The organism is Tenacibaculum sp. TB-56 (assembly GCF_059716275.2).
Genome location: NZ_CM201367.1, coordinates 776,496 through 789,751, shown reverse-complemented (window position 1 = coordinate 789,751; position 13,256 = coordinate 776,496). Strand labels below are relative to the sequence as shown.

14 protein-coding genes are annotated in these 13,256 nt (G+C 33.0%); 1 reads left to right on the top strand and 13 read right to left on the bottom strand.

All coding sequences use genetic code 11. The annotated features are described in order from the left end of the window. Positions 1 to 14: 14 nt before the first annotated feature. From asnS to AC3VI6_RS03810, 10 genes are all read right to left on the bottom strand, one after another. The gene (asnS, locus tag AC3VI6_RS03855; protein ID WP_274633343.1) at positions 15 to 1,448 is read right to left on the bottom strand and encodes an asparagine--tRNA ligase; all 1,434 of its coding nucleotides are present in this window, start codon (positions 1,446 to 1,448) and stop codon (positions 15 to 17) included. A gap of 171 nt (positions 1,449 to 1,619) precedes the next feature. Then, positions 1,620 to 3,986 carry an efflux RND transporter permease subunit gene (locus tag AC3VI6_RS03850; protein WP_497705224.1) on the bottom strand — a complete coding sequence of 789 codons (2,367 nt, stop codon included), beginning with the start codon at positions 3,984 to 3,986 and terminating at the stop codon, positions 1,620 to 1,622. Positions 3,987 to 4,082: 96 nt separating this feature from the next. Then, positions 4,083 to 4,637 carry a ribosome recycling factor gene (frr, locus tag AC3VI6_RS03845; protein WP_299001522.1) on the bottom strand — a complete coding sequence of 185 codons (555 nt, stop codon included), beginning with the start codon at positions 4,635 to 4,637 and terminating at the stop codon, positions 4,083 to 4,085. Positions 4,638 to 4,684: 47 nt separating this feature from the next. Next, the gene (gene pyrH / locus AC3VI6_RS03840) at positions 4,685 to 5,395 is read right to left on the bottom strand and encodes a UMP kinase (RefSeq protein ID WP_497705223.1); all 711 of its coding nucleotides are present in this window, start codon (positions 5,393 to 5,395) and stop codon (positions 4,685 to 4,687) included. A gap of 80 nt (positions 5,396 to 5,475) precedes the next feature. After that, positions 5,476 to 6,081: an RDD family protein gene (locus tag AC3VI6_RS03835; protein WP_497705222.1), complete on the bottom strand. Its 606-nt coding sequence runs from the start codon at positions 6,079 to 6,081 to the stop codon at positions 5,476 to 5,478. Between the two features lie 120 nt (positions 6,082 to 6,201). Then, the gene (gene tsf, locus AC3VI6_RS03830) at positions 6,202 to 7,170 is read right to left on the bottom strand and encodes a translation elongation factor Ts (RefSeq protein WP_274633338.1); all 969 of its coding nucleotides are present in this window, start codon (positions 7,168 to 7,170) and stop codon (positions 6,202 to 6,204) included. Between the two features lie 89 nt (positions 7,171 to 7,259). Next, the gene (rpsB, locus tag AC3VI6_RS03825) at positions 7,260 to 8,003 is read right to left on the bottom strand and encodes a 30S ribosomal protein S2 (RefSeq protein ID WP_299001514.1); all 744 of its coding nucleotides are present in this window, start codon (positions 8,001 to 8,003) and stop codon (positions 7,260 to 7,262) included. Positions 8,004 to 8,118: 115 nt separating this feature from the next. Further along, a complete protein-coding gene (gene rpsI, locus AC3VI6_RS03820; protein WP_497705221.1) occupies positions 8,119 to 8,505 on the bottom strand; it encodes a 30S ribosomal protein S9 in 387 nt (128 codons plus the stop codon). Between the two features lie 2 nt (positions 8,506 to 8,507). Then, complete coding sequence (gene rplM / locus AC3VI6_RS03815; RefSeq protein WP_497705220.1) at positions 8,508 to 8,963, bottom strand: 50S ribosomal protein L13; 456 nt, start codon at positions 8,961 to 8,963, stop codon at positions 8,508 to 8,510. A 189-nt stretch (positions 8,964 to 9,152) separates the two neighbouring features. After that, positions 9,153 to 10,001 carry an OmpA/MotB family protein gene (locus AC3VI6_RS03810; RefSeq protein WP_497705219.1) on the bottom strand — a complete coding sequence of 283 codons (849 nt, stop codon included), beginning with the start codon at positions 9,999 to 10,001 and terminating at the stop codon, positions 9,153 to 9,155. 134 nt (positions 10,002 to 10,135) lie between these two features. On the opposite strand from AC3VI6_RS03810, the gene AC3VI6_RS03805 reads away from it, so the two are divergent. After that, a complete protein-coding gene (locus AC3VI6_RS03805) occupies positions 10,136 to 11,107 on the top strand; it encodes an FAD:protein FMN transferase (RefSeq protein WP_497705218.1) in 972 nt (323 codons plus the stop codon). On the opposite strand, the gene AC3VI6_RS03800 is transcribed toward AC3VI6_RS03805, so the two are convergent. Genes AC3VI6_RS03800 through AC3VI6_RS03790 form a run of 3 tightly spaced genes read right to left on the bottom strand, consistent with a single transcriptional unit; the run spans position 11,104 to position 13,256 of the window. Then, the gene (locus AC3VI6_RS03800; RefSeq protein WP_497705217.1) at positions 11,104 to 11,874 is read right to left on the bottom strand and encodes a class I SAM-dependent methyltransferase; all 771 of its coding nucleotides are present in this window, start codon (positions 11,872 to 11,874) and stop codon (positions 11,104 to 11,106) included. The two genes, AC3VI6_RS03805 and AC3VI6_RS03800, sit on opposite strands and share 4 nt — an antisense overlap. A gap of 3 nt (positions 11,875 to 11,877) precedes the next feature. Then, complete coding sequence (gene map, locus AC3VI6_RS03795) at positions 11,878 to 12,696, bottom strand: type I methionyl aminopeptidase (protein ID WP_274633332.1); 819 nt, start codon at positions 12,694 to 12,696, stop codon at positions 11,878 to 11,880. Positions 12,697 to 12,725: 29 nt separating this feature from the next. Continuing rightward, positions 12,726 to 13,256: a thioredoxin family protein gene (locus AC3VI6_RS03790; protein WP_497705216.1), complete on the bottom strand. Its 531-nt coding sequence runs from the start codon at positions 13,254 to 13,256 to the stop codon at positions 12,726 to 12,728.

Genomic DNA, 13,256 nt, shown 5'->3' with positions numbered 1-13,256 from the left:
GTTTTATGATTTTTTTAAAACTCAGCGTTTTGCGGTGTTCTTGGGAAAGGTATAACATCACGAATGTTACTCATACCTGTGGTAAATAATACTAAACGCTCAAAACCTAAACCAAAACCAGAGTGAACAGCAGTTCCGAATTTACGAGTATCTAAATACCACCATAATTCTTCTTCTGGAATATTTAAGGCAGCCATTTTTTCTTGTAAAACTTCTAAACGCTCTTCTCTTTGCGATCCTCCTACCATTTCACCAATTCCAGGGAATAATACATCCATTGCGCGAACTGTTTTTCCATCTTCATTTAAACGCATGTAGAATGCTTTAATGTTTGCTGGATAATCAAATAAAATTACCGGACATTTAAAGTGTTTTTCTACTAAATAACGCTCGTGTTCAGATTGTAAATCTACTCCCCATTCGTTTACTGGGAATTGGAATTTCTTCTTTTTATTTGGCTTAGAATTACGTAAAATTTCAATAGCTTCTGTGTAGCTTACACGTTTAAAGTTGTTGTCAACTACAAATCGTAATTTTTCTAGTAAGCCCATTTCACTACGTTCAGCTTGAGGCTTCTTTTTCTCCTCTTGTGCTAAACGACTATCTAAAAAGGCTAAATCGTCTTGACAGTTATCTAAAACGTATTGCAATACATACTTGATAAAGTCTTCAGACAAATCCATGTTTGCATCTAAATCGTTAAAAGCAACCTCTGGTTCAATCATCCAGAATTCAGCCAAGTGACGTGTAGTGTTTGAGTTTTCAGCCCTAAAAGTAGGGCCAAATGTATATACTTTACCTAATGCCATAGCATAGGTTTCAGCTTCTAATTGTCCAGAAACCGTTAAGTTAGTTTCTTTTCCGAAGAAATCTTTGGTATAATCAACTTTTCCTTCTTCGTTTAAAGGAGCTTTGTTTGCTTCAAAATTGGTAACCTTAAACATTTCACCAGCACCTTCAGCATCCGAACCTGTAATGATTGGTGTGTTTACGTAATAAAAACCTTCTTTTTGAAAGTATTGATGAACAGCAAACGATAATGCAGAACGTAAGCGCATTACAGCACTGAATGTATTGGTTCTTACACGTAAATGTGCATTTTCACGTAAGAACTCAAAACTATGTTGTTTAGGTTGAATAGGATACTCATCAGGATTAGAATCTCCTAAAATTTCTAAATTAGTTACTTGAATTTCTACAGATTGCCCTTTTCCTTGACTTTCAGCTAATGTACCATGAATACTTACTGCAGCTCCTGTGTTTATTCTTTTTAATAAAGTTTCGTCAGCATTTTCAAAATCTACAACACACTGAATATTATTAATAGTAGAACCATCATTTAGAGCAATAAAACGATTGCTTCTAAAAGTTCTTACCCATCCTTTTACGTGTACTTCTTGTAAAATCTTGTCAGATTGTAATAATTCTTTAATGCTACTTCTTTTCATCTGTTTTAAATATGATAATTTGTTGATGTATCGACAGTGAAATTTAATCATCTCACTGTGTGTTTTATAATTACCTACGTCATCGACGTTTAAGTCTTAAATAAAATCAAGCAAAGATACTTTTTTGCTATTAATTGAGCAATGAAGACAGGGTAAGAATATGCTGGATGTTTACTTATCTTCGTCTTTCGGAGGCAGAATTTTAAACTTAGTTTCTTTTAAAACTTTTTTGTTCGCTATTTTCTTTTCAAAAGAAAGAAGAAGAGAAGGTAACAATAATAAGTTTGAAACCATCGCTAATAATAAGGTCACCGATACTAATCCACCTAATGCTATGGTTCCTCCAAAACTAGAAACTGTAAACACTAAGAATCCGAAGAAAAGTACGATTGAAGTATAAAACATACTCACACCTGTTTCTCGTAAAGCAGAATATACAGCGGGTTTAATCTTCCAATTGTTACTTAATAACTCCTGTCGATATTTAGCTAAGAAGTGAATGGTATCATCTACAGAAATACCAAAAGCAATACTAAATACTAAAATTGTTGATGGTTTTATAGGAATGTCTAAGAAGCCCATCAATCCACCTGTAATTAATAGGGGAAGCATGTTAGGTATTAATGAAATTAATATCATTTGAGGCGAACGGAACATCCACGCCATAAAAATTGAGATTAATATGATCGCTAACGATAATGAAACAACTAAGTTTTTAATTAAATAGTTTGTTCCTTTTAAGAAAACTAAGGCTTTACCAGTTAGTGAAACATTGAAGTTCTCATCAGGGAATTGTTTTTTTATAACAGCTTGTAGTCGCTCTTGAATAACATCCATTTTGTCAGTGCCGATGTCTTTCATAAAAGTAGTGATACGAGCATAGCGCCCAGTACTGTCTACAAAATTCTTTAGCATTCCAGAGTTGCTATCTGAATTTTTTGTGTAGGCAAAAATGTAACTCTTTTCCTGACCTGTTGGCAATTGATAGTACTTTGGATTACCGTTATAGTATGCCTGTTTTGAATATTTTACCAAGTTGGTTACCGATATTGGCTTAGAAAGTTCAGGGAAAGTTTCAATAGCTTCATTTAGCTCTTCCATCTTTTTCAAGGTAGAAAGTTTCATCACACCTTTTTCTCTTTTGGTATCAATCAAAATTTCTAAGGGCATGATTCCTCCAAACTCAGATTCGAAAAACTTAATGTCTTTATAGAATTGTTTTCCTTTAGGCATATCTTCAATCAAACTACCTGAAATACGTATCATGTAGATTCCGATCATACTGAAGATGATAATAGAAACTGTAGTAATGTAAATGGCAATTCGTTGTTTTTTTACCATATTTTCCATCCAGTTTACTACATTTTCCATCCATTTTTTCTCTAAATGGTTTAAATGTTTTTGTTCTGGAAGCGGCATGAAACTGTATATAATCGGAATGATTAATAAAGCCAAAATAAAAATACTGATGATGTTTATTGAAGCTAAAATTCCGAATTCACGCATTAATTGACTCTTTACAAAAATAAAGGTCGCAAAACCAGATGCGGTAGTAATGTTAGTCATCAAAGTAGCATTTCCAACTTTTGAAATAACACGTTGTAATGACTTTGCTTGGTTACCGTGTTTTTTTACTTCTTGTTGGTATTTATTGATGAGGAATACAGCATTGGGTACTCCAATAACAATAATTAACGGAGGAATTAAAGCAGATAAAACCGTAATTTCATATCCTAAAAGACCGATAAAACCAAAAGCCCAAGTAACACCAATACCAACAACAAGTAAAGTGATGAACGTTGCTCTAAACGAACGGAAGAAAAAGAAGAAAATAATGGCTGTAATAAGTAAAGCACCTACTACAAAAATTCCCATTTCATCTGTAATATTCTGCGAGTTTAAAGTTCGTATATAGGGCATACCAGAAATGCGAACATCTACACTATGTTTCTTTTCGAAAGATTCAACTGTTGGAATTAAAAGATCCATAACAAAATCTTTACGAACAGGTGTGTTAACGATATCTTTATTTAGGTATATAGCGGTTTGCAAAACACCTTTGTCGTTGTATAATAAATTATTGTAAAACGGAAGCTTCTCAAAAAGCTGGTTTTTAATTTCTGTAACTTCTTCGTTGGTAGTGGGTGCTTTATCAAATAAAGGTTCAATAACAAACTTACGTTGCTTTCTGTCTGCCTTTAATTGCTGAACATCGGCTACAGAAACCGTGAAATCTACTTGAGGTAAACTGTCTAAATCCTTTACAAGTTTATTCCAAGCATTGAATTTTTCAGGAGTAAAAATTGTAGAATCTTTTACTCCTAAGATTACTAGATTTCCTTCTTCACCAAAAATTTCTAAAAATTTATTGTACTCAATATTTGCTTCGTGATCGGTAGGAAGTAAATTGGCTTCTGTATAAGAGAAGCGCATGTGTTTTGTTTGGGTGACTAAGAACCCAGTTATAAGAGCAATAGTAAGTAAAACTAAGTAACGATTTCGCAATATGAATCCTGCGATTTTAGTCCAAAAAGTCATCCAAAAAAAATTTTAGCAAATTTATGCTAAATGAACTAATTAAACGAAAAAAGGGCGTTTTAAAACGCCCTTTTTTCTATTATTTTCAAAAAGAAATTAAACGGTCATAATTTCCTTTTCTTTAACTACAAATTTCTCGTCAATTTCTTTTACGTAATTATCAGTTAACTTTTGGATATCAGCTTCAGCATTCTTTTTCATATCATCAGAAACGTCTAATTTTTTGATATCGTTATTCGCCTCTTTACGAGCATTACGAACTCCTACTTTAGCATGTTCAGCTTCGGCTTTAGCTTGTTTCGCTAAATCTTTACGACGCTCTTCTGTTAATGGTGGAACGTTAATGATAATATTTTCTCCATTGTTCATTGGGTTAAAACCAAGATTAGCAAGCATAATTGCTTTTTCTATTTCTTGTAACATGTTTTTTTCCCAAGGTTGAATAGAAATTGTTCTAGCGTCTGGTGTGTTTACGTTAGCAACTTGTCCTAACGGAGTTGCTGATCCGTAATAATCTACCTGTACGTTTGCTAACATGGCAGGAGATGCTTTACCAGCTCTAATACTACGCAATTCTTTTACTAAATGCTCAATAGCAGCATTCATTGCCTCTTTGGTCGAATCTAAAATAAAATCAATTTCTTCAGTCATTTTGTTCGTATTTAAAACCTCAAACAGTATGAGGGTAATTTTTCAGTTTATTCGTTATCAACTATTGTTCCAATATTTTCACCAGAAATTAACTTTAATAAGTTTCCTTTCGTGTTCATATCGAAAACAATAATAGGTAATTTGTTTTCTTCGCTTAAAGTGAAAGCTGTCATGTCCATTACTTTTAAGCCTTTATCAATAACGTCTTTAAAGGTAATGTTTTCATACTTAACAGCATCTTTATTTTTTTCAGGATCAGCATTGTAAATACCATCTACTCTGGTTCCTTTTAAAATAGCGTCAGCATTAATTTCAATCGCTCTTAAAACTGCAGCTGTATCTGTAGTAAAGTAAGGGTTTCCAGTTCCTCCACCAAAAATAACAACACGTCCTTTTTCTAAATGTCTGTTTGCACGACGCTTAATGTAAGGCTCTGCAATTTCTTTAATTTCGATAGCGGTTTGTAAACGGGTGTGAATACCTTCGTCTTCTAAAGCACTTTGTAAGGCTAAACCGTTAATACAAGTTGCTAACATACCCATATGATCTCCTTGAACGCGATCCATACCTTGGCTAGCGCCAGCAACTCCTCTAAAAATATTTCCACCACCAATTACAATGGCAACTTCTACACCTTTATCTATAACTTGTTTAATTTCTTGAGCGTATTCTTTAAGTCTGTTTGGGTCTATACCGTATTGGCGCTCTCCCATAAGTGCTTCACCACTTAATTTTAAAAGGATTCTTTTGTATTGCATTTGTTTTGTTGAAAGTTGTGCAAAGCTACATATTTTTTTTGAGAGTTTTATGTGGAAAATGTTGGAGGGTAAGTATTGTGCTACTCTCTTTGTTTAATTTTGATAACACGTGTTTTTGATAAAGAATCATGCCAACCAACTGCATCAGAACCTAAAAATGAGAAAGCATTAAAAGGAATGTATCTACATAATGATCTTAATATAATAGCGTCAAATGTAGGTTTGTTACCGTTTTCATCTACAACTTTTGTTCCTGTTATAAATTTAGCAATTGATCTACCTGTTAAAGCTTCAAAAAAAGAATAGTAAAACATTCCTATAATAAATGCCCATATATATTCTTCTAATTTTCCGATTTGATCAAAATACCCTACAGAAGTTGGAGAAATAAGAGCAAGAACAAGAGTAAGTAAAAAAGCTATGAAAAAGCTGATTATTAATATGAATATTCTGTCCAGAAGATAATTAGCAAAGCGCGTACCTTGACTCGCAATTTGACTGTCTAATTCATTTTTACTGTTTTTTGCTAAAAGTTTTTCTTTTAGCTGTGTGTTTTCGTCGAATGATTCACAAGTATTTTCAAAATCCGCAATAGAGTTTCTTAGTCCACAAATAATTCCTTTTTGACTATCAAATTTTTGATTATTACAAATTTTACAAAATTTTAAATGTTCTTCTCTTGTCATAGCTGTTTTTTTAGATGAAGCGCTAATGTATTTAAAATTGAATTGAAAATGAATCTAAATTAGCGGTACAAAAAAACCATCCAAATAATGGATGGTTTTCTATAATATGATTGTTGAGAATTAACCTAAAGTAACTCTTACGAAGTTTTTAACTTCAACGTCACCGTAAGAAGAAACATATTCTGCAACAGTTTTCTTTTCATCTTTGATGAACTTTTGATCTAATAAACATTGTTCTTGATCTAAAGTTGTGTTATCAGAGATAAATCTTTCCATTTTACCTGGTAAGATTTTGTCCCAAATTTGCTCTGGTTTACCTTCAGCTTTTAATTGCTCTTTAGCTTCTTTTTCAGCTTCAGCCATAGCTTCATCAGTTAACTGTAATCTAGATACGAATTGAGGTACGTTCTTTAAGGTTTTACCTAAACGAGCTAACTCTTCGTTATCTTTAATAATTGCAGCGATTCTAGCTTCAGTTTCAGAAGCTACATAAGCAGGATCAAAATCTTTGTAAGATAATGAAACAGCTCCCATTGAAGCAGCTTGCATAGCTAAGTCTTTAGTTAATTCAGCAGCGTTATCTACAGCAGCAGTTAAACCTACCATTGCAGCAATTTTACCAACGTGAGTATAAGCTCCTACGTATGGTGCTTCGATTTTTTCGAAAGCAGTGATATCGATTTTTTCACCGATAACTCCTGTTTGCTCGATTAATTTCTCAGCAACAGTCATTCCTCCAAAATCAGCAGCTAAAAACTCCTCTTTTGTATTGTAGTTAAAAGCGATGTCTACAAATTCTTGAGCTAATTCTTTGAAAGAATCATTTTTAGCTACGAAATCTGTTTCACATGCTAATACGATAGCAACTCCATAAGTATTGTCATCGCTAATTTTTGTAATAGCTACACCTTCAGTAGACTCACGATCTGCTCTTTTAGCAGCGATCTTTTGTCCTTTTTTACGTAAAATTTCAATAGCTTTATCAAAGTCACCTTCTGCTTCTACTAATGCTTTTTTACAATCCATCATACCAGCTCCGGTAGTTTCTCTTAATTTTTTTACGTCTGCAGCGCTAATTTTTACTGACATTTCTATCGTTATTTTTTAATTGTAATTAATTGTTGTAAGGTATAAAAATTTAAAGGTTTCAATGTAATGAAACCTTTAAATTAAAATTATTATGCTTCTTCAGATGCTGGAGCGTCAACTGTTTTATCAGCTTTTGCTTTTTCTTTGTCAGCTTTTCTTTCAGTTAAGCCTTCTGCGATTGCATCAGTTACATACGATAATACTTTATCGATAGATTTTGAAGCGTCATCGTTTGCAGGAATTACAAAATCAATCGGTCTTGGATCAGAGTTTGTATCAACCATTGCAAAGATTGGAATGTTTAATTTTTGTGCTTCAGCAATAGCAATGTGTTCTTTCTTTACGTCAATTACAAATAAAGCTCCTGGTAAACGAGTCATATCAGAAATTGAACCTAAGTTCTTTTCTAATTTTTCACGTTGACGGTTGATTTGTAATTTTTCTCTTTTTGATAAAGCGTCGAAAGAACCATCAGTCTTCATTCTATCAATAGAAGCCATTTTCTTTACGGCTTTACGAATAGTAACGAAGTTTGTTAACATACCACCTGGCCATCTTTCAGTGATGTAAGGCATGTTTACAGCTTTCGCTTTTTCAGCAACGATATCTTTAGCTTGCTTCTTAGTTGCAACGAATAAGATTTTACGCCCTGAGTTAGCTATTTTTTGTAACGCAGCAGAAGCCTCGTCAATTTTAGCTGAAGTTTTATACAAATCGATAATGTGTACACCATTACGCTCTGTATAGATGTATGGAGCCATGTTTGGGTTCCATTTTCTAGTTAAATGTCCAAAGTGAACACCACTTTCTAATAATTCTTGAATGTTTGCCATTTTAATAAATGTGTTTACGTTCTGTTTTCGCAATATTTCAGTAGTTATTAAGTCTGAAATATTTAGATACTAAACTGTTAAAAATTGATTTATAAATAACAGTTCCAATAAACGATTAACGTTTAGAGAACTGGAATTTCTTACGTGCTTTCTTCTGACCGAATTTCTTACGCTCAACCATTCTTGGATCACGAGTTAATAATCCTTCTGGTTTTAATACCGCTTTGCTTTCTTCGTTAATAGCTACTAAAGCTCTAGTAATTGCTAAACGAATAGCTTCAGCTTGACCGGTTACACCACCACCGTAAACGTTTACTTTAATATCGTAAGCGTCAAGGTTTTCAGTTAACATTAAAGGTTGTTGAACCTTGTATTGTAATGTTGGTGTAGTGAAATAGTTTTTAAACTCTCTTTTGTTGATAGTGATGTTTCCACTTCCTTGAGAAACATAAACACGAGCAACAGCTGTTTTTCTTCTACCTATTTTGTGTACAGTTTCCATAATTATTTAAGATCGTTAAGGTTAATAGCTTTAGGTTTTTGAGCTTCTTGACCGTGCTCTGTACCTGCGTAAACATATAAATTTTTGAATAACGCGCTACCTAAACGGTTTTTAGGTAACATACCTTTTACTGCTTTTTCAATAAGTCTTGTAGGATCTTTTTGAAACATTTCTGTAGCAGTTAATGATCTTTGTCCTCCTGGGTAGCCTGTGTGACGGATATAAGTTTTATCAGCCCACTTGTTTCCAGTTAAGTTGATCTTTTCAGCGTTGATGATTACAACGTTGTCTCCACAATCTACGTGAGGAGTATAATTTGGCTTGTACTTACCTCTAATAAGTTTTGCAACTTTAGAAGCTAGACGACCTAATGATTGCCCGTCCGCATCAACTAAAACCCACTCTTTGTTTACAGTGTTCTTGTTAGCCGATACTGTTTTGTAACTTAATGTGCTCATAATTACACGATTAGTTTTTGTTTATAATTAATAATTTTTTGTCCTTTAAAAAGGTCTGCAAATGTACAATTAATTATTTGATTGACAAATAGCGTGTTAGTTTAATTTTTTTCTTTTTTAATATCCTGTATTTTAAAGCATAAAAAAAACGTGCTTTAAGCACGTTTTTAATAAATATGTTTTTAAAGACTATTCTACTTTTTGATCTAACAAATCAAAGAATTGATTTAATCTTGGTAAAATAATAATCTTTGTACGTCTGTTTTTAGCTTTGTTTTCAGGACTGTTGTTTTCTACTAAAGGAACATAGCTACTTCTACCGGCAGCAATTAATCTTTCAGGAGCTACATTGTACTTTCCTTGTAATTCACGAACAATAGCAGTAGAACGTAAAACACTTAATCCCCAGTTGTCTTTTAATGCAGAACCAGCAGCAACAGGAGTGTTATCAGTATGTCCTTCTACCATTACATCCATTTGAGGTTGTCCGTTAACTACGGTTGCAACTTTTTCTAACACTTTAGAAGCTTTGTCGTTAATTGTATAGCTACCACTTTTAAATAATAATTTATCAGAAATTGAAATAAATACTACTGTTTTTTCTACATTTACTTCAATATCTTCGTCATCAATACCGTCTTGTAATTCTCTCTTTAAGTGGAATGCAACGACTAAATTTAAAGAGTCCTTTTTAGAAGCAGCCTCCCTAATTTTGTTGATGTACTTGTCTTTTTTGCTTAACTGAGATAAGGTTTCTTTAATGTTGTCATTAGCTCCTTTTGTTAATACAGTTAAGTTTTCTACTTGTTGTAAAGTGTTTTCTTTGTCTTTCTTTAATTCAGTTACTCTAGATTCTAAAGAGAACGCTTTTTCTTCGCAATTTTCTTTTTCAACCAAGCACTTCGTTAAGTTAGCTTTTACCGCTAATAATTCTTCTTTCGTTTGTTCATGTTTAGCCTTAACAGCCTCTAATTCTTTTGTAGAAGCACACGATGCTAATAAAAGAGCGGCACTAAGGAATAAGAATACTTTTTTCATTTTGATTCTATGTTTTAGATGTATTATTAATAATTAATAGTTGAGCAAATTTATAAAAATGAAGACACAAAAAAGAGAATTAACAATCTTTTATGAAGATTGAAAGCACTAATTTTGTGGCAAAATTTTTAACCATGATCAAAAAAGTAACGTTTATAATAGTTTCATTATTGTTGTTTACATCTTGTAAAGAAGAAAAAAAAATAGAGGAGACTAAATTAGAAGGTGGTGTTTTTGGAACCACGTATCATATAACCTACATGAGCAGTGAAAATTATCAAAAATCTATTGATAGTTTGTTTCATTTAGTCAATAAGTCACTTTCAACTTACATGCCCACTTCTGATATTTCAAAAATTAATCAAGGTGATACTACGGTAGTGGTTGATGACATGTTTGTTGAAGTGTTTGAAAAAGCTAAAAAAATATACAAAGAGACTGACGGGTATTTTGATCCGACGATTGGTAGATTGATAGATGCTTACGGATTCGGTTCAGGAAAAGAAAAGAAAGATTTAACTTCGGAAGAAATTGCAGCTTTGATGGAGAATGTTGGATTCGATAAAGTTTCGTTGAAAGATAGAAGGGTTTACAGAGAAAGTGAAAACATAGAGTTTAATGTAAATGCTTTTGCAAAAGGTTACGGAGTAGATGTTGTTGGAAGGTTTTTAGAGTCAAAAAACATTCATGATTACTTGGTGGAAATAGGAGGTGAGATTAGAGCTAGAGGAACAAAACATGGCAGTTTATGGAAAGTGGCTATTGAAAAACCTAACGTTGACGGAACACGTTCTGTTCAAAAAATAATTGACTTAGATAATGAATCTATGGCTACTTCGGGTAATTACAGAAAGTATAAGGTAAATGCTGAAGGGAAAAAAATAGTACACACTGTAAATGCAAAAACAGGATTAGCAGAGGAAAGTAATTTGTTAAGTGTGTCAGTTCGTTTAAAAGGAGATTGTGCGGATGTAGATGCGTATGCAACTGCTTTTTTAGCAATGGGACTAGAAAAAACAAAAGAGTTTCTCAAAGAACATCCAGAATTAAAAGTAGTGTTGTTGTATCATAGCGATACAGATGAACTAGCAGAATATGAAAACTAGTTTTTATAACATACAGGCAAAATTTCGCCTTTCATTAAAGCAAATCGTTCTAGTTTTTCTGGAGCGATTTTTTTTGTGTAGTCTATTTCATCAACTGTAAATCCTATAGAGCGTAACTTATTAAAGTAATCACGTCCGTACACACGAACATGGTCGTACTGACCGAAGATTTTTGCACGTTCTTTAGGGTTGGTTATTGAATCGTCTTCAAAAGTGATTTCTCTAGATAAATCCTGCGGAATTTGAAAAATTCCAAATCCACCAACTTTCATTACTCGATACAATTCTTGCATTGCCTTAGTGTCATCAGGGATGTGTTCTAGTACATGATTACAAAACACTACATCAAAAGAGTTGTCTTTAAAAGGAAGATCGCAAATATCTGCTTTTACATCTGCAATAGGTGATTCTAAATCGGAAGTAATGTATTCTAGATTTTGTTGTTTTCTAAAAAGATCAAAAAAACATTGTTCAGGAGCAATATGTAATACTTTTAGTTTTTTCTCTGAAGAAAAAAAGTTGCTTTCTTGTTGTAAAAAAAGCCATAGTAAGCGATGTCTTTCTAGCGATAGAGTTGAGGGAGAAAGTGCGTTTTCTCGTTGTACACCATATCCATAAGGTAAAAACTTACGAAACGATTTTCCATCAATAGGATCAGTAAATTTATCTCCTTTTAACCACCAAGTAATTACAGGTCTAGCTAAATAACTAGCTTTAATTAAAATTGGTCTTGGGATGGTATTTAGTATCGTTTTGAATAAAGACACAAATTATATAACTAAAGGTTGTTGTCTGAATTCATCCTCTTCGTTACTTTCAATACCTAATGCATCGTATATATACTTAAAGGTTGATAATAACTCAGGTTTTCCGTCAATAATGGCAACATCGTGCTCAAAGTGTGCAGAAGGTTTGTTGTCTAAAGTAGTAATAGTCCATCCGTCACTGTGTTGACGAATTTTTTGAGTACCTAAGTTTGTCATTGGTTCAATAGCAACTACCATACCTTCAACAAACTTTTTACCACGACCTCTTTTTCCGTAGTTAGGCATCTCAGGATCTTCGTGCATTTTACGACCTAATCCGTGTCCTACTAATTCGCGAACAACTCCATAGCCATGTTTTTCGGTAAAGTTTTGAATCGCAAATCCTACATCGCCTACACGATTTCCTACTTTAAATTCACGAATACCTACGTATAAACTTTCTTTAGTAACGTCTAATAATTTTTGTACTTCTGGTGATACTTCACCTACAGCAAATGTGTAAGCGTGATCTCCATAAAAATCATTTTTTATAGCGCCACAATCAATAGAAATAATATCACCTTCTTGTAATGGCGTGTTGTTTGGAATTCCGTGAACTACTTGAGAGTTAGGACTCATACAAAGCGTGTTTGGGAAATCGTACAAGCCTAAAAAACCAGGAATAGCACCTTGCTCACGAATAAATTCTTCAGCAAGTTTATCAAGATATAATGTAGTAACTCCAGGTTTTACTTCTTTGGCAAGCATACCTAAGGTTTTTGATACTACTAAAGCACTTTCGCGCATTAATTCTATTTCTTCTCTAGTTTTTTGAATAATCATGTTAAAAATATTGAGGCGCAAATTTACGGTTATTTTTGATATGGATGTTTGTATTCTTGACCAGAAAGTATTTTTAAGAAATCTTCTTCAACAGAGCTGTCGTCTAAAGCATGTTCTACAAAACGACCTATTTCTTTTCCTTCTTTATAAAAAATAAAGGTTGGAACATGAGTAATATCGAATCCTTCTTCTAATCCGTTTGCTTTTTTCTGACGGTTTACTGTAACTAACTCAAGATTTTTATAGTTGAAGTTAGCTTCGTCTAAAATTTTATAAAAGTTAGGAACATCTCTTTGGCTATCACCACACCAAGTTCCCATAAAAGCTTTGATTTTTATATCTTTCAAATACGGTTTTAGTTGTTCAACCGTATTCTTGTCAGTTTCGTAATAGGAATAAAAATCGTTAAACCATTCACTGCCGTATGGTTCTTGCTGAAAATCTTGTTTTGTAGCAATGCCTACTAAATTTCCATTTTCGTTTTTGGTTGCAAGATTTTTAGGTGCTGATGCACATGATACTACTAAAGCAGTAATAAGCAAATACACGATTTTGTTCAT

Coding starts and splice junctions, on each gene's coding strand:
- asnS (WP_274633343.1), bottom strand. CDS start 1,448: ATGAAAAGAAGTAGCATTAAAGAATTATTACAATCTGACAAGATTTTA.
- AC3VI6_RS03850 (WP_497705224.1), bottom strand. CDS start 3,986: ATGACTTTTTGGACTAAAATCGCAGGATTCATATTGCGAAATCGTTAC.
- frr (WP_299001522.1), bottom strand. CDS start 4,637: ATGACTGAAGAAATTGATTTTATTTTAGATTCGACCAAAGAGGCAATG.
- pyrH (WP_497705223.1), bottom strand. CDS start 5,395: ATGCAATACAAAAGAATCCTTTTAAAATTAAGTGGTGAAGCACTTATG.
- AC3VI6_RS03835 (WP_497705222.1), bottom strand. CDS start 6,081: ATGACAAGAGAAGAACATTTAAAATTTTGTAAAATTTGTAATAATCAA.
- tsf (WP_274633338.1), bottom strand. CDS start 7,170: ATGTCAGTAAAAATTAGCGCTGCAGACGTAAAAAAATTAAGAGAAACT.
- rpsB (WP_299001514.1), bottom strand. CDS start 8,003: ATGGCAAACATTCAAGAATTATTAGAAAGTGGTGTTCACTTTGGACAT.
- rpsI (WP_497705221.1), bottom strand. CDS start 8,505: ATGGAAACTGTACACAAAATAGGTAGAAGAAAAACAGCTGTTGCTCGT.
- rplM (WP_497705220.1), bottom strand. CDS start 8,963: ATGAGCACATTAAGTTACAAAACAGTATCGGCTAACAAGAACACTGTA.
- AC3VI6_RS03810 (WP_497705219.1), bottom strand. CDS start 10,001: ATGAAAAAAGTATTCTTATTCCTTAGTGCCGCTCTTTTATTAGCATCG.
- AC3VI6_RS03805 (WP_497705218.1), top strand. CDS start 10,136: ATGATCAAAAAAGTAACGTTTATAATAGTTTCATTATTGTTGTTTACA.
- map (WP_274633332.1), bottom strand. CDS start 12,696: ATGATTATTCAAAAAACTAGAGAAGAAATAGAATTAATGCGCGAAAGT.
- AC3VI6_RS03790 (WP_497705216.1), bottom strand. CDS start 13,256: ATGAACAAAATCGTGTATTTGCTTATTACTGCTTTAGTAGTATCATGT.